Below are 20,568 nucleotides of genomic sequence, written 5' to 3' on the forward strand. Positions count from 1 at the left end.
TAGATTAAATAGGATACTGGGGATCATCCGAAACGAACTAGCCACCGGAAGTAGCTGTGTCCAAAACTCTGGAATCGCTGCACTCTCGCCCGCGGGCTGCCGGGACAGTGCAGAACTTCGCACCGCACTCTTTCGCAGATCGCCTTCGAGTCGATCCTTGGCACACCGCGATCAATGTCGCCGTCGACGCGTCCGCTGCTGCCGTCGCATTGATCGGTGCCCTGCTGTGGTACTCCGGCGATCTCGGCGAAACAGGCCGGTTGCCCTGGCTCTACTTGCCGCTCCTCATCGGAATCCTTACGGGAAAGTCGATGTACCGCCGCGGGCTTCGACGTAACTTCCTCGACGAGATCGGGCCAGCCGAGACATCAGTAGCATTCGCGTCGCTTGCTCTGCTCGTAGTGATGTTTCTGTCCGACACCGAATATCGGCCCAGTGCGTTCGTACTGAGGTTGTGGGTGCTGAGCGCCTTGACCATTGCGGTCGCTCGTTTGATCCGCGTGATTGTTCAGCGCGTCACTAGGACCCGGTTCGGCTCTGCCGCCCCGACGATAGTCCTCGGCAACGATCCCATTGCGCATCAACTGGTCTCGCGGATGCGCCAGTTTCCGGAGTACGGACTCGCGCCTGTTGGTTACGTCGGCGATGCACCAGTAGCCACTCTGGACTCCGGCGAGGCAGTTGCGGGGGAACTTCCCCATCTCGGCGTCCCCGCCGATCTCGAGACTGTGGCGCGCCGAACCAACGCCGAGGAATTGATCATCGCATTCGCGACCTCCGATGAACGAGACCTGGTGACAACGATCAGGATCGCGCACCGACTGGGAATGCGGGTGTGGGTGGTTCCACGGCTCTATGACGCAGTCAGCCTGAATACCCGCGTGGAACACATCGGCGGTCTGCCCCTGATGGTTTTGCCGCACGTCGATCCGAAAGGCTGGCAGTTCGCCGTCAAGGGAGTGTTCGACAGAGTACTAACCGCTGTTGGGCTCCTGCTCCTGTCACCCGTGTTCTTGACCTTGATGCTTCTCGTTCGTTTGAGTTCTCCCGGTCCGATCTTCTTCAAACAGGAACGGATCGGTCGGGACGGACTTCCCTTCGACTGCTTGAAGTTCCGCTCGATGCGTCCTCCGCGAGCTTCGGATGCCGAGTTCGAGAGAAAAGTTGGCGATGCCCCCGGCGGAGTCGAGGGGGTAGATCGCCGGACGCGTATCGGAAAAATCATGCGCCAAACATCCTTGGACGAGTTGCCTCAATTAATCAATGTTATCCGCGGCGACATGAGTTTGGTAGGACCTCGTCCGGAACGCCCTGAGTACGTGCACCCTCTTCGAGATGCAAATTCGTCGTTACGGCGAGCGACACCGAGTCAAAGCGGGCGTTACAGGCTGGGCACAGGTTCATGGCTTGCGTGGACAGACATCCATCGCCGACCGTGCCGAATGGGATAACTACTACATCGAGAACTGGTCGATCTGGCTGGATGTGAAAATTCTGTTCTTGACGGTCCTTGCCGTCCTCAAGCGCGCCGAAGATTGATTGTGCTCGCTGTGTTGTTCACGCCCCAAGCGTGCGCCACAAATCCGCTGCCCGGACGGGCGACCACATGACCGACGAATCGACAGTTCTCTTCCTCGCGCACACCGGCCAGGTGTCCGGTGCCGAGAAGGTGCTGCTGGATTTGATCGACGAGGCCACGCGCCGCGGCCATGCCACCGTGATCGCCTGCCCCGCAGGCCCATTGGCAGATCGCCTGCCCGACACGACGCGACACGTCCGCATCGACGAGCTCGGACTGGGTGGGCAACGTGGTGCCGCGCGCGGTATCGCGGCGATCAAGATGGTCGCACGATGGGTCGGGGCGGCGCGCGCCGTGCGCACGATCGCCCGCGCACCGGGCACCGCCACGGTCGTCAACTCGCTGTTCGCGCTTCCGGTGGCGCGGTTTGCGCGGCCCGCTCGCGGGGCGTCGTGGCTCGTACACGACACGATGACCTCTCTCAAGCAGCGTGTGGTGGTCCGGTTCGCCCGGCCGGCCGTTCGCGTTGCGGTATCGGTGTCCGAGGCCACCGCAGAACCGCTCCGAAAGGCCGGCCTCCCCGTGGTGGTGTCACACAACGGCGTGCCGTGGCCGGTTCCGCGGTTCGGCGGTGCGCTGCACTCTCCGCCGGTCGTCGGGATGCTTGCGTTGTTGACGCCATGGAAGGGGCACCGCGTGCTGCTCGACGCCGTCGCCATGCTCCCTGACGTCCGAGTCGAATTGGCCGGGGGAAGCTTCCCCGGTGATCGCGAATACGTCGACGAACTCCGCGCGCGCGCCGCGGAACCGGATCTTGCCGGACGTGTCGAGTTCCTCGGACACACCGATGCCGAGTCCGCTCTTCGCAGGTGGGATGTCGTCGTGCCGGCCAGTACTTCTCCCGAGGCAGGTCCGTTGTCGGTCTTGGAAGCGATGTCGCACGGATTGCCGGTGATCGGAACCGATCACGGTGGCACGCACGAATTCCTCGCCGACGGTGCTGGAATTCTGGTCGAGCCCGGCAACTCCGATGCTCTCGCTGCCGCCGTCTCGGCGGTGGTCGACGACGCCGATCGACGGCGGCTGCTCGGTGAGGCCGCCCGCTATCGGGTGGCCAGCCGGCACGACATCAGCGAGACACTGCCGGAGCTGTTACACCAATTGACCAGCTGATCGTGCCGCACCGTCGGCCAGAACACGGTGAAAGCCGAACGTCGAGCGGTGCGACTGTGTTTCAATCGACTCCCGATTGGAACGAGGGGGCACTGTGACTCGCGCACTGACGAGGTCCAACGAGCATTACCAATGGGGCATGGGCGTGATGACGTCGCTCGCTGTCACGACGCTCGTCAAGCGGATCGTGTCCGCCGCCGCCCTGGCCATGGCCGTCGTGGTCACCCTCGAGCTGGCGTTCGGGTACGGCGCGACCACCCCCATCCCCGCGATCGTGCAATGGACGTGCATGATCGCCGCGTACGTCATGGGCGCGTTCTGGTGGTTCGGACCGTGGCCGACGCTCGGGCAAGCCTTCGCCTTCGTCGTCATCGCCGATCTGTCGATCTTCGGAGCCACCATCACCGCGAATTTCGCGCCGGAAGTCACCCTCGGCAAATGCACCTTCCTCATCCCGATGGGAATGTTGGCCGGGTTCTTCTTCGACAAATGGCGACTCGCTGCTCACATCGCCCTGTGCCTGTTGGGAACGTCGATCGTCGCGGTGTACATAGTGCTGGAACGGGATGTGGACACCTTCGTGGCGGTGGTGCTGTGGGCCCCGATCGTGGTGACGCTGACCGGCTTCGTGCTGATGCTGCAGCTCACGACACAGTCGATACGAACCGAATTCGAGTAGTAGCCCGTCAGAACGTCAACAGGACTTTGCTCGATCGGGATGCATCGGCGGCGAGCGCGAACGCGTCGAGGGCGTCCCTCACCGGATACTCCGCGGTGATGACGGGTGCCACATCGAGTGAACCGTCGGCCAGAGCTTGGATCACGTCGTCCATCTCGGTGTTGAACCGGAACGAGCCGATCAGGTCGATCTCCCGGGTGATCGCCAATGACAGCGGCACCGGCTGAGGCCCCGCCGCAGGTAACCCGACCATGACGACACGACCGCCGCGAGCCGTGCCGTTAATTGCCGACGCCAGACCATGGTGGTTGCCCGAGCACTCGAACGTCACGTCGGCCTCGACCGCCGCGACTGCCGTCCCGTCTCGGGCGTCGACTGTTCGATGCGCTCCGAGTCGACGCGTCACTTCCTGGGCGTAGTCCTCGAGGTCGACCGCGACGATCCGAGCTGCTCCGGCTCGGCGAGCGACCGCCACGATGAGGGCACCGATCGGACCGGTCCCGACGACGAGAACCGTCTTGCCGGACACCGCCCCAGCACGCTCGACGGCATGCCATGCGACGCTCGCCGGCTCGGCCAACGCAGCAATTCTCAGATCCAGACCGTCGGGCAACACTCTGAGCATTCGTGTCGGGACGGCGACGTGACCGATGAACAGACCGTCGTCGTGCGGTATCTGCGCGGCGCTTCCCATGTAGCGGCATCCGGGAGACAGGTTCGGACGATCGACCGGATACTTCGCGCCGGTGGCGGCGGGAGTCGCCGGATGGACAGTGACCGGGGTGCCTTCACCGGGGCCACTGCCGTCTCCTGCGCGCCGAACCACGGTGCCCGACGCCTCGTGCCCCAATCGCATCGGCGCCTTCAGTACCGATTGCCCTGCCGCCCCGTGCTTCCAGTAGTGCAGATCGGAGCCGCAGATTCCGCCGTAGGCAATTGCGACGATGGCCTCGTCCGGCGAGGGGTCGGCCACCGCCACTGTTTCGACGCGGATGTCATCGGTGCCGTACGCGATCAGGGCGACCGTTCTGTCGGGCACAGGATTCGGTTCGGTGGTCATCGTGTCGTCCGTTCCGTTCGAGGTGGGCAGGTCAGACCCGGTCGAACACCGGATCGGTTGCGTTGGCCGGATCGGTCAGATCGCGATCGCGAGTTTCCGGTGCGAAGGATGCGGCGACGAGCACCGAGACCGCCATGATCATCATGTAGACCGCGACCGGGACCCAGGATCCGGAGAACGCGGTGATCAGTGCGGCGCACAGCAGAGGAGCGATTCCGCCGCCGAAGACGGACGCGAACTCGCGGCCGAGAGTGACTCCGGCGTACCGGTATCGAGCCCCGAAGATCTCGGGGAAGTAGCTCATCGTGACACCGACGGCCCCCTGGCACGCCAGGATGAATCCGATGATCATCACCAGGGTGATCAGTACGTGCGAACCGGTGCTGAGAGCCATGAACGTGGGAACCGGAAGAACGACGAGCAGGCTGACGATACCGATGTACACGGGCTTACGACCCACCTTGTCCGATAGCCATCCGAAGCCCCAGGCCGCGATGCCGCCGCAGATTGCGCCGATGAGCAGAACCTTGGGTATGAACGTGGGATCGACGCCGATGTCGTTCTTCATGTAGGACGCCATGAACACTTGGTACGTGTAGGACTGAGCGCTGATGCCGACGGTCATGAACATGACGATGAACAGCGGTCGCTTGCCGTTGGTGAACACTTCCTTCACCGGTGCCTTGGGTCGCTCCTGGGCCGCCTTCAGCTCCTGGAACACCGGTGACTCGTTGAGCTTGCGCCTGATGATGAACGCGGCCACGGTGACCAGGATGCTGCTGAGAAACACCATCCGCCAGCCCCAGGACATGAGCTGATCGTCGGGGAGCAACTGGGCGAGGATCCAGGCGATGGCTCCGAGAGCGGTGCCGAGCGCCGCGCCGGTCATGACAAGAGCGGCCAATCTGCCACGCTTTCCGATCGCGGCCGTTTCCGTCAGAAGCGTTGCGCCACCTGATTGTTCGGCACCAGCGCCGAAGCCCTGGAAGAATCGGCACAGGACCAGCAACACCGGGGCCAGTAGTCCCACCTGCTCGAACGTCGGCAGCAGACCGATGGCCATGGTCGCGCCGCCCATCAGCATCAGCGTGGCGACCAGAACCCACTTGCGACCGAGCCGGTCACCGTAGCGTGCGAAGAACAGTCCACCCAGTGGCCGGGCGAGGAATCCGACGGCGTACGCGCTGAAGCTGGCGATGATGCCGGCCGCCGGAGAGATGTTGGGAAAGAACAACTTGTTGAAGATCAGCGCGGACGCCGTGCCGTAGATGACGAAGTCGTACTGTTCGAGTGTGGTTCCGATGAGGCCGGCCCACGCTGCGCGTCGTACGGCGGACGGATCATGTTGGGCCGGAGCGATTCTGGGAGAATCTGACGGTTCTGTGGTCGTGTCCATGGTTGTCCTCGGGTGAGTTTCGGCCTCGGCCGAACGAAGGAAGGAGAATGAGTCAGTCGAGTGTGGTCCGGGATGCCGTGACGACGGGGCGGAGCGAAGAACTCGCCGCTTCGACGGCTGCGGCCATCGGACCGTGACGAACAACAGTATCCATCAATTCCGCTGTGCGTGTGATGAATTCGGGAAACTGCGCCAACTCGATGGGGAGTATGTCGCCGCGTTCGAGAACCGAGCGGACGAAATCCTCACTGGACGCTGCCGAAGCGGCAAGTCCTGCCAAACGCGCACGTGCAGGGTCGGCCATCGCATGCGCATGCGGGCCCGGGTCGAAACCGTCGGGCGGGCACACGCAGCAGAGATAGGCGGCGATGGTCAAGGAAAGGTGTTGCGGTACAACACCGTTTCGTAGGTGGTGGAGCGCTGGGTCCGGGATCCTCTGCGCGAGCTTCGCCGAGCCGTCCGAACCGACCTGCGCGGTCTTGTGCCCCAGAGCGGAGTTGGACCACCGCACGAACAGCTGGGCGATGTAGTCGTCGATATCCACCCCGTCCGGAACGGGCACGGTCGGGAGGTATTCGTCGACCAACACCGCTCGAGCTGCGGCCTCCACGAACGGGCGACCGATCGAGTCCGGAATTGTCGCGCGACCGTCGAGTGCGCCGAGATAGGCAATGAGAGAGTGGGTTCCGTTGAGCAGTCGAACCTTCATCAGTTCGTACGGTTCGACATCCTCGGTGAACACGGCACCACCGGCTTCCCAGCGGGGACGTCCTGCGGCGAACTCGTCCTCCATCACCCACATCGTGAACGGCTCCGCCGGCACGGCAATGGTGTCCACAGCGCCCAGCTCGGCGGTGGACTCGGCGTCGTACAACGCACTGCTGGACGGAACGATGCGATCGACCATGGAGTTGGGGAACGTCACCGCCGCCGCCAGCCACTCGAGCACGTCGTCCGCACCGCAACGGTCCAAGAACTGACGCACGAGTACAGCGGTGCGATCACCGTTCCCCAACAGGTTGTCACAGCTGGCCACGGTGATGGGAGCCCCGTGCGTTCGTGCCCGCATCGCCAGAGCCCTCGCGAGCTGCCCCACCGTGGTCGTCGGCGTTTCCGGCCGCTGCAGGTCCTGTTGCACTGCAGTCGATTCGAGGTCGAGGGAGCCCGTCCGGGACGACAGCGTGTAGCCCAACTCGGTGACGGTGATCGTCACGATTCGGACGTCCTCGTCCGCAATGGCCCGTACGACGGCGGCGGGGTCGTCGGCGGCGACCATGGCTCCCGTGTGCGCTCCGGGCACGCTCACCCTTGAACCCGACGGCGATATCTCGACGACGCCGTAGAGCAGTTCCTGAGCGAGCATGGCATCGACAATCGTCCGAGATCTGTTCGCTACACCCAGAATTCCCCACGAGCCGCCGTCCTGTGCCAGTGCCGCAGCGGTGTACACGGCCTGATGCGCGCGATGGAAGTTGCCCAGCCCCAGATGGACGATTCCGGTGCCGTCCGGTCGTGCTGGGACGGCCCCCGAGCAAGCGAGTGCCGAACGAGACAGTCTGGATTCGCTCATCTCGTCACCAGTCCGTCATCGAGCCGTCGAGGCGGCGAGCGACGGGGAGATACGCGGGCTCGTACGGGTACCGCGCCGCCAACGACTCGTCCATGTCGACGCCGAGGCCGGGGGCGTCACCGGGGGTCAGGTAGCCGTCGGCGAACGACCATGCGTGTGGGAACACCTCGTCGACCAGTGGGTCGTAGCCCATGAATTCCTGAATGCCGAAGTTCGGAGTGGCCATTCCGAGGTGCACGCTCGCGGCGAGGGTGATCGGCGAGACGTCGGAGGGCCCGTGCGGTCCGCAACGAACCTGGTGTACCTCGGCCAGCGAGAAGATCTTTCGGACATGACTGATACCGCCGGCATGCGCGATGGCCACCCGAATGAAATCGATCAGCTTCTCGGAGATCAACTGCTGGCAGTCCCAGATGGTGTTGAACACTTCACCGATCGCGAGCGGGGTCGTGGTGTGGTGACGCACCAGCCGCAGGGCGCTCTGATCCTCGGCGGTGGTGACGTCCTCGAGCCAGAACAGATCGACGTCCTCGAGCGACTTGCCCAGTCGCGCAGCCTGTTGCGGTGTCAGCCGGTGGTGCGCGTCGTGCAACAGCTTGAGCTCGGATCCCACGTGGTCACGCACCGCTGCGAGCACCCCGCGAACGTGATTGAGATACGCATCGGTATCCCAGACCTCTTCGACGGGAACGGCACCACGGCCTGCGGGTTCGTATCCCTGCGCGCCTCGGTGCACTCCGTACACGGACTCCAGGCCGGGAACACCCGATTGGGCCCGCACGGCGCGAAAACCCTGTGCTCGGCGTCGATCGACGGAATCGATCAATTCCGACGTGTCCCAGCCGGTGGCGTGGGTGTACGAGAGAATGCGGTCGCGGACGGCTCCACCGAGCAGCTGGTAGACGGGTTGCCCGAGGGATTTGCCCTTGATGTCCCACAAGGCGAGGTCGACGGCACCGATCGCGGCCATCGTCACCGGCCCACGGCGCCAGTAGACACCGCGGTAGAGGTATTGCCAGGTGTCCTCGATGCGTGCGGGATCTCGGCCGATGAGAAGCGGCGCGACATGATCTCGCAGGTACGACGCCACCGCGAGTTCTCTGCCGTTCAAGGTCGCGTCGCCGTAGCCGACGACGCCGTCTGCGGTGGTCACTTTGAGCGTGACGTAATTACGAGTAGGGCTGCAGACGATGACGTCGGCAGCAACGATCGTGTCGGTCACGAGTGCTCTGCCTTCTCCGTGAAGTTCTCTCCGGCAACGACATCGGTCAACGGTTCGCGCGCGGCGAGTCGACCGATGTTGGCGGTGATGTCGTCGACCCGACCCTCGAAGGTTTCGCGTGTGATGCCGGACGAATGGGGTGTCATCAGGATGTTGGGCAGTGTGTGGAACGGATGACGCGAGGGGGCACCGATGCCGTCGGCCGACGGGTAGTCGTACCAGACGTCGATGGCGGCGCTGCCGAGCGATCCGGCGGACAGCGCGTCGAACAGTGCATCCTGCTGCACGAGGGGGCCGCGCCCGACGTTGATCAGCACGCCGTCCGGTCCGAGAGCTGCGAGTTCGGTATCGCCGATCATGCCGGTGGTGCGCTCGTTCAGTGGTGCGGACACCACGACGACATCTGCTTCGGTCATCAGGTCGGACAGACGATCGGTCGATGCGGCCCAGGCCAATCCGTTCTCGGCAGCGTTCACCGATCCGCTTCCTGTGACCGCGATGCCCCGGCAACCGAAGGCCCGCAGCAACTGCCACGACTGCGCACCGATATGACCGAAGCCCACGAATCCCACCGTTGCCGAACCCAGCGAAGTCGACTGCCGAAGCGTGCGGTCGTACACCGGTGACGCCCACCGATCCTCCCGCATGAGGCGGTCCTGGCCGAGAAACCCGCGCCGGAGCACGACGGCGGTGGCTACGACGTATTCGGCGATCGAGCGTTCGTGGTGAAAAGTGTTGGCCACCAATGTCCGAGCGCTCAGGTCGTCGAAGGAAACGCCGTCCGTGCCTGCCCCCGCAACGTGCACCAGCTGCAGATCGGGTGCCGCCTCCGCCAGAACGGCCGGGAACTTTCCGCCGACATACACGGTCGCATCGGCGATGTCCGCGACGAGTGCATCGACGTCGAACTTCTCGTGCCACGACAGCTCGATATCGGAGGCGACTCGGCTCTCGAAGCGGCCACGATGCGGTAGGAGGTTGGAATCTGCGATGACGACCTTCATTTCGAGTCGTCCTTTCCTGGTGCGAGAGTGCGAATCCGAGCGGGCCCCGATGAGCCGCGGACCACGAGTTGGGTAGGGAGGTGGATGGTTCTGGGCGACGACTCCGGTTCGGCTGCCCGCTGGAACACCAGATCGGAGGACACCAGACCTGCACGGCCCATCGGAACGTTGATACTCGTCAGAGCGGGATGCGCGAGTTCGGCCAGGGGCGAATCGTCGATGCCGATGACGCTGAGGTGTTCCGGTACTGCCAGGCCCATCGACCGGACCCCGTTCATGACGCCGATGGCCATGGGGTCGTTGTGGGTCATGACGGCGGTCGCACCCGTGGCGACGACGCTGGCAGCCGCAGCATGGCCGCCGGCCAAGGTCTCCTGCTGCCACCCCAGTACATCGAGCACGATTCCTCGTGCTGCGCAGAACTGTTCGACGGCGTCGACGCGTCGCTCGTTGGACCACGATTGCGGTGATCCCTGGACGTACGCGAGATGCGTGTGACCGAGAGCTGCCAGGTAATCGACGGCCTGCCGGATACCGTCCTCGGAATCGGCCACGACACAATCGCATTCGCTGGAGGATCGGTTGACCAGCACCAGCGGTGTGTCGCCCGCCAGCTGCACGATGTCCTCGGCCGGTAGTCGTGGAGCACAGACGATCAGAGCGTCGACTCGGCCCTGCAGGTCACCGATCACTTCACGCTCACGGTCTGCGCTTCCGTCGGTGTCGGTGAGGACGATGGTCTGTCTGCGATGCCAGCCCTGCGCTTGCGCGGACTTGACGAAGCTGGCGAAGACGGTGTGGCCGATGTCGGGTACCACGACTGCGACCGTCGTCGCCGAGACGCGGGTGTCGGAGGAGCGCCCCGAGGCCGCGACATAGCCGATCTGGTCGGCGACGGCGATGATCCGAGCCAACGTGTCCGCCCCGATTCGATCCGGGTTGCTGAAGGCGCGCGATGCCGTCGACAGCGACACACCTGCTCGTTGTGCGACCTGCGTGAGCGTGGGTGCCACGGTTCACCTCCTGGGATCTTTGTGATGCCGAGCACAACGATGGCAGAAGTTGCGCAATATTGTCAACGCCTTGCGCAACAGAGGCCCGGGCGTACTGGGTCCGCGGTTTGACACACTCGACTTCGACCACGTCCGCACAGAGGGAGACTCACCTTGCGCACCTTTACGCACCCCCAGACCGGCACAACCGTGTCGAGCATCGTCCTCGGGTTCATGCGCATCCTCGACCTGGACGACGACAGGATTCGCAGGTTGGTCGACACCGCCCTGGACGTGGGAGTGACCGTCTTCGATCACGCCGACATCTACGGCGGCAGACCCCACGGGTGCGAGGAGCGCTTCGGACAAGCGGTGACACTCACTCCGTCGCAGCGTGAGCGCGTCAGCATTCAGAGCAAGGTCGGCATTCGCGACGGCTATTTCGACTTCTCGGAAGACCACATCGTGTCGACCGTCGAGGGTTCGCTCTCGGCTCTCGGCGTCGATCATCTCGACACCCTGCTGCTGCATCGACCGGACAGCCTGGTCGAGCCCGACGAGGTCGCGGCGGCATTCGACACACTGCACACGTCGGGCAAGGTGCTCGGTTTCGGCGTCTCGAATCACACTCCCGGTCAGATCGAATTGCTCGAAACGGCAGTCACACAACCACTTCTGTTCGATCAAGTGCAGTTGAGCGTCGTCCATTCGCCGCTGATCGCTGCGGGCCTGACCGCCAACATCGGCGCGCTGGACCAGTCGGTGGATCGTGACAACGGGTTGCTCGACTACGCGAGGGCACGCGGCATCACCGTGCAAGCGTGGTCGCCGCTCCAGAGCGGGACCTCGTCGGGTGTGTTCGTCGGAGATCGCGAGAACTACCCTGCCCTCAACGATGCGCTCGACGACATTGCCGGCCGATACGACACGACACCGTCCGCGATAGCGGTCGCGTGGATAACACGCCACCCGGCCGACATTCAGGTGGTCCTGGGGACCACCACGCCGGATCGGATAGCAGAGGCCGCTACGGGGTCGGACATCCGCCTGACCAGGGCGGAATGGTACGGCCTGTTCCGCGCAGCGGGTCACACACTGCCCTGATGCCGGGCATCGAACTGCGTTACCTTGCCGTTACCAAGTAGCGACGAATTCGTGATGTTGCAGGCTCGGTTCGGTGATGTTGCGCTGTCAGGATTACCGGACAGCGTGCACCGGAACCTGCAGCCCTCGGGTTCCACACCGAGCACGCCGGTTCGATAGGCCACCCGAACTGAGAGGTTCGCACCGTGACTGTTTCCGATTTCACCGATGTTCGCTCCACCGCCCCCGCTCGACGCCACTCGATCGGTATCGAGTCCTACTCCCCCGATCTGACCGTTGTTCGCGCCGTCGGCGAGCTGGACATGAGTGCACGAGCAGATTTGGTGAACGCCCTCGACGGTGCCCTACGGGGCAATGCAGTTGTGCTGCTGGACTTGTCGGCGGTGGACTTCATGTACTCGGGTGCCGCGAGCGTGATCGTCGATGCTGTCGAACGTTCCGACGGACGCGTCGAGGTCTTCGCTCCTACCCGGCCGGCGCGCCGGGTGCTCGATGCGGTGGGTGCGAGCTTCATCGGGGAAGATCCCTCCGCGCGCTGATTCGCAAGGTTTGCGTGCCGGTACAACCGGCAAACCTCGTGTGGACAGCGGCTCCAGTCGGTAACGACCGTGAATCGTCTCGAGAACTGGGGCGGCTTTCGTTTTGCCGCAATGGGTCCTCTTCACACGAGGCAAGGATCGACAATGTCCGACCAGTTCACCAAGAGCGACCCCACCACTGCTTTCTCCATGCCCGATCGGGACGACCAGCCCGAGCTCGAGCATCCGGGATTGACTCGCGACATGGTCACCGCACCGGATCACGGCGAGAAGTCGTACCGGGGTTCGGATCGGTTGCACGGCCGAAAAGCGTTGATCACCGGTGGTGATTCCGGGATCGGACGAGCGGTGGCGCTGGCATTCGCACGAGAAGGTGCCGATGTCGTCATTGCTCATCTCGAATCCGAGGGCCCCGATGCCCAAGCGACCGTCGACCTGATCGAAGCCGCTGGACGGTCGGGCCGAGCGATCGCCTGCGACCTCACCGACGAAACGCAGTGCACCAAGTTGGTCGACACTGCCGTGGAGGTTCTCGGAGGCCTCGACATCGTCGTCAACAACGCCGCGTTCCAGATGGCCCAGATGGGCGGCATCGCCGATATCACCACCGACCAGTTCGACCGTGTGCTCAAGACCAACTTGTATGCCTTGTTCTGGATTTCGAAGCACGCCGCCGCCGTCATGGGTGCGGGCGCCACCATCATCAACACCACCTCGATTCAGGCATCGAATCCGTCGCCGGAGTTGCTGGACTACGCCACCACCAAGGCGGGCATCGTCGCATTCACCAAGGGCCTGGCCGGCGACCTCGCCGGCCGCGGCATTCGAGTCAATGCCGTTGCGCCCGGACCTATTTGGACTCCCCTGATTCCTGCGACCATGCCTGCCGAGAAGTACGGCGAGTTCGGCGAGACGGTTCCGTTGGGCCGCCCGGGCCAGCCCGCGGAGTTGGCTCCGGCCTACGTCTTCTTGGCCTCGAACGAGTCCAGCTACATCACAGGCGAGACCATTGCGGTCACCGGGGGCACCCCGTTCAACTGATCTCGGGGTCTTCGGACTTCGACGCCCGCCACGCCAACAGCACCCCGTCTCCTTCGGGTCGCCGCCATGGCAAGAAGAGCGCCACAGCGATCGCGCATGCCATGGCGGCCCCGACGGTGACGAACGACGCGAGCTGAAATCCCTCCAGAGACGCGGCTTTCATCGCATACACGAGCTCCGCCTTCTGCGTCGCGAAGATCGGGTTGGTCGGCGCTTCGACGATTTCGATGACGCTGACGACGGTCTCACGGGCAAAGGCCTTCTGGTAGGGCTCCATGATTGCATCGGGAATGGCGTCGATTCGGGGGCCACTTTCGTGGTGTAGATCGACGCGACGATCGAGCCCAGCACCGCGACGCCGAGTGTTCCACCCACCTCACGGGTGGTGTCGTTCACCGCCGAGCCCGCACCTGCTTCGTCGAGCGTCACCGACGACATGATGGATTCGGTGGCCGGGCCTTGCACGATCGCCAACCCGAGGCCCATCAAGATCATCGAGACGACGACCGGTCCCAGGTACGGCGTTTCGACCTCGACCTGGCCCGCAATGAACATGCCGATGCTCATCACGACGAGTCCGAAGACGATGACGGCTGTCGTTCCTATTCGCTGCGCGATCAGTGTGGCCAGTGGTGCTCCGACCGCGATGGATACTGCGAACGGCAGTGAATGAACGCCGAACTGCAACGGCGTCAGTTCCATGACACCCTGAAAATACTGGGTGATCATGAACAGGAAGCCGAACATACTGAAGTACCCCACAGCAATGGCCAAGGCGGGCAGCGAGAATCGTCTGATTCGGAACAGATTCAGGTCCAGTACCGGAGACGGTGTTCGCAACTCCCACCACACGAACGCAGCAAGCGCGACGCATCCGGCGATGTAGCCTCCGACGCTCGCCGGTGACAACCAACCGTTGTGCGGCGCTTCGATGATCGCCCACACCACGACCGTGATGCCCGTCAACGACAGCACGATTCCGACAGGGTCGTACTTGCCCACATGTTCGGCTCTCGACTCCGGAACGCAGGCCAGTGCGGCCAACAGAACGAGCAGGGCAACCGGAACATTGATCCAGAACACCGAATGCCACGAGAAGTGCTCGAGCAGAAAGCCGCCCGCTGTCGGACCGATGGCGATGGCGAAACCTGCCATCGCCGTCCACGCTGCGATGGCCAGCGCTCGCTCTTTGGCGTCGGTGAAGATATTGATGATGAGAGCCAAAGTGGCCGGAAAGACCGCCGCCGCACAGACTCCCATCGCGGCGCGGGCGGCAACGACCTGCCCGAGGTCGGCGGCGACCGCGCCGCCCACCGACATCAGCGCAATGCCCGCCAGGCCGATGATCATCACCTTCTTGCGCCCGTATCGGTCTCCGAGGTGGCCGAAAGCGAGCAGCAATCCCGCGAACGTCAGCGTGTAGGCGTCGACCACCCACTGCAAGCCGCTGATGTCGGCGCGTAGCTGTAGCCCATCGACGGCAGGGCGACGTTGACGACGGTGTTGTCCAGTACGACGAGCAGCTCCGCTGCGCAGATCACGAGTAGAGCCAGATATCGGCCGCGAAGCTTCGTACCCTCTACGCGGTGTCGAGAAGTGGTGAGTGACGGCATGAGATCCCCTCCGGCTATGACGGTCGACATAGTTCCTGAAGGGAAAGTAACTGTAACTCGGCGTTATCGCAATACTCGCTATCGGGAACTCTGCCCACCCACTGCGTCCAGGACCGCGTCGAGCAGAGCCAACAACTCCCCCTCGGTCCGATCCAGCGCGGTGGTCGATCGCTGCGCTTTCGCCACGATCAGCGCACCCTCGATCGCCGATATGGAGAACGTCGCGAGCGCCTGGGCCCGCTCTCTCGTCAACCCGTGCTGCCAGAGCGATGCGGCGATCGTGTCTTCCCACGACGAGAACGACTCCCCGGCCGCGGTGACGGCACCGGGGGCGTTCGCCCCCTCGAGTGCGGCAGGAGCAATGGGGCAACCGGACACGAAATCGGTGCTCGACAGTTCACTGCGAAAGCCCTCGATGATCGCGCGCACCGTCGCCGCCGGCCCGACCTGAGCCAACCCCTCGGAGATCATTGCCCCCATCGCCGCGCCGGCCGTTCGCGTGGCCTCCTCGACCAGTTGAGGCTTGCCCCGTGGAAAGTGGTGATAGATCGAGCCTCTCGGCGCACCTGCGTGCTCGATGACGTCGGCCAACGAAGTCGCTTCGACTCCGCGCTGCCGAAACAACTGCGCAGCACTGCGCAGCATGTCCTCACGAGCACTGCTTCGATTCGCCATCCATCACCTTTCCGAACACGATCATTGACGTGACACCGAGTTACATCTACAGTCGCGTGTGACTATGACGGCAATCATATCCCGTCACGCTATCGCTGAACCGGAGTCACGCCATGCCCACCGAGACCGACGTCGTCGAACTGAGCACCCCGCTCCCACTTCCCTGCGGGCAGACCCTTCCGAACCGCGTGATGAAAGCGGCCTTGAGCGAGGGCCTTGGGACTGCCGAGCACGCGCCCGATACCCGGCTCGAAACGCTGTACCGCCGTTGGGGCGCGGGTGGCTACGGATTGGTGGTGACCGGCAACGTGATGGTCGACCGATCTCACCTGGGCGAACCCGGCAACGTCGTCATCGAAGACGACCGCGACCACGATGCGCTGGCGCGCTGGGCGAAATCGACCTCCGACGGTGGCGTCCCCATCTGGGTGCAGCTCAATCACCCTGGAAGACAGGCCAATCCGATCGTCACCCGTGCCACGCCCGTCGCCCCGTCTGCCATCGCGTCCGGCGTACCCGGGCTACCGACACCGCGTGCGTTGAGCGAGAACGAGATTCGAGACATCATCGACAGGTTCGCCCTGGCCGCGTCGGTAGCGGAGGCGGCCGGCTTCGATGGTGTGCAGCTCCACGGTGCCCACGGATACCTGGTGTCCCAGTTTCTCTCACCACTGTCGAACCGACGCGAGGACGCGTGGGGCGGAGACCTCGACGGCAGGATGCGATTCGTTCTTCACGTCGTGCGCGCCATCAGAGCGGCCGTGTCCCCCGGCTTTGCAGTGGGAATCAAACTGAACTCCGCAGACTTCCAGCGCGGCGGATTCAGCGAAGAGGAATCTCGCATCACCGTCGAACATCTCGTCGAGGAAGCGATCGATCTGATCGAAATCAGTGGCGGCAGTTACGAATCACCCGCGATGATGGGCACCTCCAGCACTCGCGATCGCGAAGCCTACTTCCTGGAATACGCCCACACGGTGCGCGACGCAGCCGAGAGCGTTCCACTTGCAGTGACCGGTGGTTTCCGCACCCGCTCGGTGATGAGTGCGGCCGTACGATCGGGAGAGTGCGACGTCGTCGGTCTCGGTCGCCCGACTGCTCTCGCCCCGGCAGTAGCCCGTTCACTGGTCGACGGCTCACTGGATCGGGTCGAGACTCCGCTCGTCGCGTTGCGAGTTCCGTCGAAAGCTGGTGCTTTCAAACAGATCAACGGCGCTCTGGACTTGCAGTGGCACACCGACCAACTGCAGCTCATCGGCGATGGAAAGCAACCCGATTCGGGACGCCCCGCCTGGCGAACAGCGATAGCAATGGTGCAGCGCAACGGCTGGGACGCGTTTCGCAGTCGGCGCGCCGGGGGCACCACGACGGCGTCCGCCGCAGCTGCGAAGTTCCGCCGGGAGCGGTGGATCGGAAAGCACATCGCCAACCCGCTCGTGAACGGGCTGGCGTCCGTCGGAGTCAGGACATCGCTGGTCACCGATATCGAGACCGTGGGCCGTCGATCCGGTCTGCGCCGGCAGGTGCCGGTCTCTGCATCGTTCGACCGGGCGGGAGCGTGGGTGATCTCCCAGCACGGAACCAGGTCCGGTTGGGGAGCCAACATCGGCGACGAGCCGCATATCAGGATTCGCGTCGGCGATCGCTGGCGAGCGGGCACAGCTACGTTCGTGCCCGAGGACGACGTCAGTGCGCGAGCGCGCTCTTTTTCCGCGAACCCACTGTTCGGGCGGCTCATCGGCGCAGGTTTTCGCGCCCTCCAGACAGACCCGATATCTGTGCGGATCGATTTCACCGATTGACAGGATGAGTGCTCGACGGTGGATCGTCGCACGACGCATAATGACCCGATGGCACCGATACCCACGGGCACGCTGCGCGAGACCGAGACCGGCTACGCCCTCGAGCTGAGCCGAACCGTCGCCGCGTCACGAGAGGATGTGTGGGCCAGCCTCACCGAATCCTCTCGGACCGCGTTGTGGTTCGGGCCCTGGGAACGAGTGACGGACGACAGCATCCGCGTCACCATGATCTTCGAGGACGGCGAACCCGTCGCCGACATGGCAATCGACGCCTGCGAGCCGCCCCAACGACTGGCCGTCCGTATGTCAGACGAGGGCGGCTGGCCGCTCGAGGTCAGGCTCACCGAGAAGGGCTGCGACACACTCGTCGTGCTGACCCACGGCCTCGACAGCACGGACGGCATCGGCGACATAGGTCCGGGCTGGGAGTACTACCTGGACATGCTGATCGCATCCAGGGACGCCGCACCGCTGCCGAGCTTCGACGACTACTACCCCGCACAGCAGGAGTACTACTCGTCTCTGCGGCCGGAATGACGTCAGTGATTGCGTAACGCCTCGATCAGCTCTTTCTTGTTCAGCTTGGAGTAGCCCTCCAGGCCGATCTCCTTCGCTCGATCGGTCAGTTCGTCGACGGTCCAGTCCTCGTACGATCCGGACTCGCCGCCCTTCTTGCCTACGTTCTTCCTGCCCTCGTTGGCCGCGGCATTCGAGATGCGCGCCGACTTCTCCTTCGAGTTTCCTTCGTCACGGAGCTTCTCGTACAGATCCTGGTCCTTGAGCTGGGGCTGGTCATCGTTGGTGGGCATGCTGGTCCTCCGTTCGATCGTTTGTACTGATACAACTACCCGGTGCTCCCGCCGGCAAACACACTTGCCTTCTGTCGCTGTGGGGTAGAACAACGAAAGCTGGGTACCTTCGGGACATGCCATACCTGGATCGTGTCGCGGACGTGTTCGTATTGAATCTCGGCACTCGCGACGTCGAGGACACCGAGAACCGGATGGGGCCGGATTGGGTGGCCGAGGTCAACGCTCTGCTCGACGAGGTGGAAGCCAGTAGTGGCCCGACTGCACTGGTCACGACGGCCACCGGCAAGTACTTCTCCACCGGAGTCGACTTGTCCTGGGGTGCCGAGAACCTGGACCAGATCAACCGGTTCATCGGAACGGTGCAGGAACTGCTGGTGCGGTTCTTGACCCTCCCGATGCAGACGGTGGCGGCCATGCAGGGGCACACCTACGGGGGTGCCGCATTTTTCGTCATGGCACACGACTACCGCGTCATGCGCTCCGATCGCGGCTTCCTGTGCTTTCCTGGCGTCAACATCGGTGCCACCTACAGCCCGGGAACAGTCGACATGGTCCGAGCCAAGCTCGCCCCGCACACGTTCCACGAAGCACTGACCACGGGCCGACGCTACGGCGGAGTGGACGCAGCCGCCCTCGGCTTGGTGGACGCAGTGTCCACCGAGGATCGGCTGCGTGACGACGCACTCTCGCGGGCAACGGATTTGATCGGAACCCGCGGCCCCGTCCTCGGCGAAATCAAGCGCACGATGTATGCGAGCGAGATACGTTCGCTGTCCACTCCGGTCGCCGGTGTGGACGAAATGGAATGGGCCGCAAACTGATTCTCGCTCGCTGCCGCTTACGCGTCGGCGACCAGCGGAGCGACCTCGGTACCGAGTAGCTCGATGCCGCGCAACAGATCACCGTGGGCGAGACGCGGATTGGTCATCTGCAGCGACAGTCGATCCACACCGCCGAGTTGCTCGCTCACCCGAACGATCTTGTCGGCCACGGTTTTCGGGTCTCCCATGAAGAACGCACCGTTGGGTCCCGACGTGGCGTCGAACTGCTGTCGGCTCGGTCGAGCGAACCCGCGCTCGCGAGAGATCTTGGTGAACATCTCGTTCCAGCCCGGGTAGATGGTGTCGGCTGCCGCCTCGGTGGTGTCGGCGACGAATCCGAACACGTGCAATCCGACTTTCAGCTTCTCCGGCGAGTGACCCGCTTGCGCGCCCGCGCGCCGATACAGGTCGACGAGCGGCGCGAACTGGCGCGGCTCTCCGCCGATGATGGCAATCATCAGGGGTAGGCCCAAAAGCCCTGCACGAGCGAATGATTCGGGGGTGCCGCCGACACCGACCCAGATGGGTAGCGGATCTTGCAGCGGACGAGGATAGATCCCCTGACGGTTCAGCGCCGGCCGGTGCCGGCCGGACCACGTGATCTCCTCGTTGTCGCGAATCTGCAGCAGGAGATCCAGCTTCTCGGCGAACAAGGAATCGTAATCGGCCAAGTCGAGTCCGAACAGTGGGAAAGACTCGGTGAACGAGCCTCGGCCGACCACCAAATCGATCCGGCCCTTCGAGATCAGGTCGAGAGTGGCGAACTCCTGGAACACTCGCACCGGATCGTCGGCACTGAGTACCTTGACCGCGCTGCCGAGCCGGATGTTCTCGGTGCGCGCGGCTGCTGCGGCCAGAATGATCGACGGAGCGGAGTCGTAGTACTCGCTGCGATGGTGCTCACCGATGCCGAACGAGTAAAGACCGACCTGATCCGCGAGGGCGATCTCCTCGAGTAGGTGCCCCATCCTCTCCTCCGGCGCGATGACGCGGCCGTCGGTCGGATCGGTCACGGAAGAGACGAAGCTGTCTACGCCCAGGTGCATTGGGTACCTCTCGATTCGGGATGACGAACCCATCAGCGTCGATGAAGGTTCAATTATTCCAGTGGACGGTGGGCAGAAAACTACTACTCTCCCCAACGCTTCGCCTCATCCGCAGCGAAGTACATCCGATTACTTGCACCGAAGCCGACCGACGCAACGCGTCACGCATGAGCTGTTATCGTGCGTGGGCGTTGGTTTTCGATGGCCGTGCTGGTCATCGGATCGTAAGAGGGAATCCGGTGAAAATCCGGAACTGCCCCGCAGCGGTGAGTGGAAACGACCGCGGTCATCGAGCACTGGGATTCGTCCCGGGAAGCGACCGCCAGTAGGAATCGTCCGAGCACGTGGTCGGACGGCGCGTCCGCGAGTCCGAAGACCTGCCACCGCGGCTGCGCCGCCGGCGTGGTCGCCTGTCGATCCCGAGGGACACGGTCGACGAGGTCGTCGTTCGCGCTGCGCGGATTCGCCTCGGATACCGTGCTTTTCGCAGGTCGCCAGGT

18 protein-coding genes, 2 pseudogenes and 1 riboswitch are annotated in these 20,568 nt (G+C 63.8%); of the genes and pseudogenes, 10 read left to right on the plus strand and 10 right to left on the minus strand.

Annotated elements, in window-relative coordinates; all coding sequences use genetic code 11:
• Positions 1 to 311 precede the first annotated feature (311 nt).
• The 4 genes and pseudogenes from J1M81_RS14380 to J1M81_RS14390 all read left to right on the plus strand — a co-directional run.
• Positions 312 to 1,271 (plus strand): annotated as a pseudogene (locus J1M81_RS14380) (sugar transferase); the annotation flags it as partial.
• 64 nt (positions 1,272 to 1,335) lie between these two features.
• Entirely contained in the window at positions 1,336 to 1,539 is a 204-nt protein-coding gene (locus tag J1M81_RS27020) for a sugar transferase (RefSeq protein WP_353806414.1), read from the plus strand.
• A 67-nt stretch (positions 1,540 to 1,606) separates the two neighbouring features.
• The gene (locus J1M81_RS14385; RefSeq protein WP_206498225.1) at positions 1,607 to 2,692 is read left to right on the plus strand and encodes a glycosyltransferase family 4 protein; all 1,086 of its coding nucleotides are present in this window, start codon (positions 1,607 to 1,609) and stop codon (positions 2,690 to 2,692) included.
• Positions 2,693 to 2,786: 94 nt separating this feature from the next.
• Positions 2,787 to 3,371 carry a hypothetical protein gene (locus J1M81_RS14390; protein ID WP_027497630.1) on the plus strand — a complete coding sequence of 195 codons (585 nt, stop codon included), beginning with the start codon at positions 2,787 to 2,789 and terminating at the stop codon, positions 3,369 to 3,371.
• 7 nt (positions 3,372 to 3,378) lie between these two features.
• On the opposite strand, the gene J1M81_RS14395 is transcribed toward J1M81_RS14390, so the two are convergent.
• The 6 genes from J1M81_RS14395 to J1M81_RS14420 are packed head-to-tail and all read right to left on the minus strand — an operon-like array spanning position 3,379 to position 10,636.
• Positions 3,379 to 4,431 carry a zinc-binding dehydrogenase gene (locus tag J1M81_RS14395; RefSeq protein ID WP_206498226.1) on the minus strand — a complete coding sequence of 351 codons (1,053 nt, stop codon included), beginning with the start codon at positions 4,429 to 4,431 and terminating at the stop codon, positions 3,379 to 3,381.
• A gap of 31 nt (positions 4,432 to 4,462) precedes the next feature.
• Positions 4,463 to 5,827, minus strand: coding sequence for an MFS transporter (locus tag J1M81_RS14400; protein ID WP_206498227.1), 1,365 nt, complete (start codon positions 5,825 to 5,827; stop codon positions 4,463 to 4,465).
• A gap of 52 nt (positions 5,828 to 5,879) precedes the next feature.
• Positions 5,880 to 7,397, minus strand: a complete 1,518-nt coding sequence (locus J1M81_RS14405) for a mannitol dehydrogenase family protein (RefSeq protein ID WP_206498228.1) — start codon at positions 7,395 to 7,397, stop codon at positions 5,880 to 5,882.
• Between the two features lie 4 nt (positions 7,398 to 7,401).
• Positions 7,402 to 8,619 carry a D-mannonate dehydratase ManD gene (gene manD, locus J1M81_RS14410; RefSeq protein WP_206498229.1) on the minus strand — a complete coding sequence of 406 codons (1,218 nt, stop codon included), beginning with the start codon at positions 8,617 to 8,619 and terminating at the stop codon, positions 7,402 to 7,404.
• On the minus strand, positions 8,616 to 9,623 hold the full coding sequence (locus J1M81_RS14415) for a 2-hydroxyacid dehydrogenase (protein ID WP_206498230.1): 1,008 nt from the start codon (positions 9,621 to 9,623) through the stop codon (positions 8,616 to 8,618). The genes manD and J1M81_RS14415 overlap by 4 nt, the downstream gene beginning before the upstream one ends.
• Positions 9,620 to 10,636, minus strand: coding sequence for a LacI family DNA-binding transcriptional regulator (locus J1M81_RS14420; protein WP_206498231.1), 1,017 nt, complete (start codon positions 10,634 to 10,636; stop codon positions 9,620 to 9,622). The genes J1M81_RS14415 and J1M81_RS14420 overlap by 4 nt, the downstream gene beginning before the upstream one ends.
• A gap of 153 nt (positions 10,637 to 10,789) precedes the next feature.
• Between J1M81_RS14420 and J1M81_RS14425 the strand changes: the two genes are divergently transcribed.
• The 3 genes from J1M81_RS14425 (at position 10,790) to J1M81_RS14435 (ending at position 13,299) form a co-directional block, all read left to right on the plus strand.
• Positions 10,790 to 11,719, plus strand: a complete 930-nt coding sequence (locus tag J1M81_RS14425; RefSeq protein WP_241258048.1) for an aldo/keto reductase family oxidoreductase — start codon at positions 10,790 to 10,792, stop codon at positions 11,717 to 11,719.
• 185 nt (positions 11,720 to 11,904) lie between these two features.
• Positions 11,905 to 12,258 (plus strand): STAS domain-containing protein, encoded by a 354-nt coding sequence (locus J1M81_RS14430; RefSeq protein ID WP_027497637.1) that lies wholly within the window; start codon positions 11,905 to 11,907, stop codon positions 12,256 to 12,258.
• 144 nt (positions 12,259 to 12,402) lie between these two features.
• On the plus strand, positions 12,403 to 13,299 hold the full coding sequence (locus tag J1M81_RS14435) for a glucose 1-dehydrogenase (protein ID WP_045841308.1): 897 nt from the start codon (positions 12,403 to 12,405) through the stop codon (positions 13,297 to 13,299).
• On the opposite strand, the pseudogene J1M81_RS14440 reads toward J1M81_RS14435, so the two are convergent.
• Together J1M81_RS14440 and J1M81_RS14445 are read right to left on the minus strand one after the other, a co-directional pair.
• Positions 13,292 to 14,912: pseudogene (locus tag J1M81_RS14440) on the minus strand (MFS transporter). The gene J1M81_RS14435 and the pseudogene J1M81_RS14440 overlap by 8 nt on opposite strands.
• 78 nt (positions 14,913 to 14,990) lie before the next feature.
• Positions 14,991 to 15,587 (minus strand): TetR/AcrR family transcriptional regulator, encoded by a 597-nt coding sequence (locus J1M81_RS14445; RefSeq protein ID WP_241258050.1) that lies wholly within the window; start codon positions 15,585 to 15,587, stop codon positions 14,991 to 14,993.
• A 113-nt stretch (positions 15,588 to 15,700) separates the two neighbouring features.
• On the opposite strand from J1M81_RS14445, the gene J1M81_RS14450 reads away from it, so the two are divergent.
• Together J1M81_RS14450 and J1M81_RS14455 are read left to right on the plus strand one after the other, a co-directional pair.
• Positions 15,701 to 17,389 carry a nitroreductase/quinone reductase family protein gene (locus J1M81_RS14450; RefSeq protein WP_206498232.1) on the plus strand — a complete coding sequence of 563 codons (1,689 nt, stop codon included), beginning with the start codon at positions 15,701 to 15,703 and terminating at the stop codon, positions 17,387 to 17,389.
• Between the two features lie 48 nt (positions 17,390 to 17,437).
• Positions 17,438 to 17,926, plus strand: coding sequence for an SRPBCC family protein (locus J1M81_RS14455; RefSeq protein WP_206498233.1), 489 nt, complete (start codon positions 17,438 to 17,440; stop codon positions 17,924 to 17,926).
• Between the two features lie 2 nt (positions 17,927 to 17,928).
• Here J1M81_RS14455 and J1M81_RS14460 read toward each other — a convergent pair whose 3' ends face one another.
• Entirely contained in the window at positions 17,929 to 18,198 is a 270-nt protein-coding gene (locus J1M81_RS14460) for a Rho termination factor N-terminal domain-containing protein (protein WP_027497643.1), read from the minus strand.
• Positions 18,199 to 18,314: 116 nt separating this feature from the next.
• Between J1M81_RS14460 and J1M81_RS14465 the strand changes: the two genes are divergently transcribed.
• On the plus strand, positions 18,315 to 19,022 hold the full coding sequence (locus tag J1M81_RS14465; protein WP_032368246.1) for an enoyl-CoA hydratase-related protein: 708 nt from the start codon (positions 18,315 to 18,317) through the stop codon (positions 19,020 to 19,022).
• A 17-nt stretch (positions 19,023 to 19,039) separates the two neighbouring features.
• On the opposite strand, the gene J1M81_RS14470 is transcribed toward J1M81_RS14465, so the two are convergent.
• Positions 19,040 to 20,068, minus strand: coding sequence for an LLM class flavin-dependent oxidoreductase (locus J1M81_RS14470; RefSeq protein ID WP_032370179.1), 1,029 nt, complete (start codon positions 20,066 to 20,068; stop codon positions 19,040 to 19,042).
• Positions 20,069 to 20,243: 175 nt separating this feature from the next.
• Positions 20,244 to 20,468, plus strand: a riboswitch (cobalamin riboswitch).
• Positions 20,469 to 20,568 lie beyond the last annotated feature (100 nt).

Source organism: Rhodococcus sp. KRD175 (assembly GCF_017168275.1).
Lineage (GTDB): Bacteria > Actinomycetota > Actinomycetes > Mycobacteriales > Mycobacteriaceae > Rhodococcoides > Rhodococcoides fascians.

Excerpts from the sequence above, each read along its gene's own strand:
- J1M81_RS27020 (WP_353806414.1), top strand. The coding sequence starts at position 1,336 with ATGCAAATTCGTCGTTACGGCGAGCGACACCGAGTCAAAGCGGGCGTT.
- J1M81_RS14385 (WP_206498225.1), top strand. The coding sequence starts at position 1,607 with ATGACCGACGAATCGACAGTTCTCTTCCTCGCGCACACCGGCCAGGTG.
- J1M81_RS14395 (WP_206498226.1), bottom strand. The coding sequence starts at position 4,431 with ATGACCACCGAACCGAATCCTGTGCCCGACAGAACGGTCGCCCTGATC.
- J1M81_RS14400 (WP_206498227.1), bottom strand. The coding sequence starts at position 5,827 with ATGGACACGACCACAGAACCGTCAGATTCTCCCAGAATCGCTCCGGCC.
- J1M81_RS14405 (WP_206498228.1), bottom strand. The coding sequence starts at position 7,397 with ATGAGCGAATCCAGACTGTCTCGTTCGGCACTCGCTTGCTCGGGGGCC.
- J1M81_RS14415 (WP_206498230.1), bottom strand. The coding sequence starts at position 9,623 with ATGAAGGTCGTCATCGCAGATTCCAACCTCCTACCGCATCGTGGCCGC.
- J1M81_RS14435 (WP_045841308.1), top strand. The coding sequence starts at position 12,403 with ATGTCCGACCAGTTCACCAAGAGCGACCCCACCACTGCTTTCTCCATG.
- J1M81_RS14445 (WP_241258050.1), bottom strand. The coding sequence starts at position 15,587 with ATGGCGAATCGAAGCAGTGCTCGTGAGGACATGCTGCGCAGTGCTGCG.
- J1M81_RS14450 (WP_206498232.1), top strand. The coding sequence starts at position 15,701 with ATGCCCACCGAGACCGACGTCGTCGAACTGAGCACCCCGCTCCCACTT.
- J1M81_RS14455 (WP_206498233.1), top strand. The coding sequence starts at position 17,438 with ATGGCACCGATACCCACGGGCACGCTGCGCGAGACCGAGACCGGCTAC.
- J1M81_RS14460 (WP_027497643.1), bottom strand. The coding sequence starts at position 18,198 with ATGCCCACCAACGATGACCAGCCCCAGCTCAAGGACCAGGATCTGTAC.
- J1M81_RS14465 (WP_032368246.1), top strand. The coding sequence starts at position 18,315 with ATGCCATACCTGGATCGTGTCGCGGACGTGTTCGTATTGAATCTCGGC.
- J1M81_RS14470 (WP_032370179.1), bottom strand. The coding sequence starts at position 20,068 with ATGCACCTGGGCGTAGACAGCTTCGTCTCTTCCGTGACCGATCCGACC.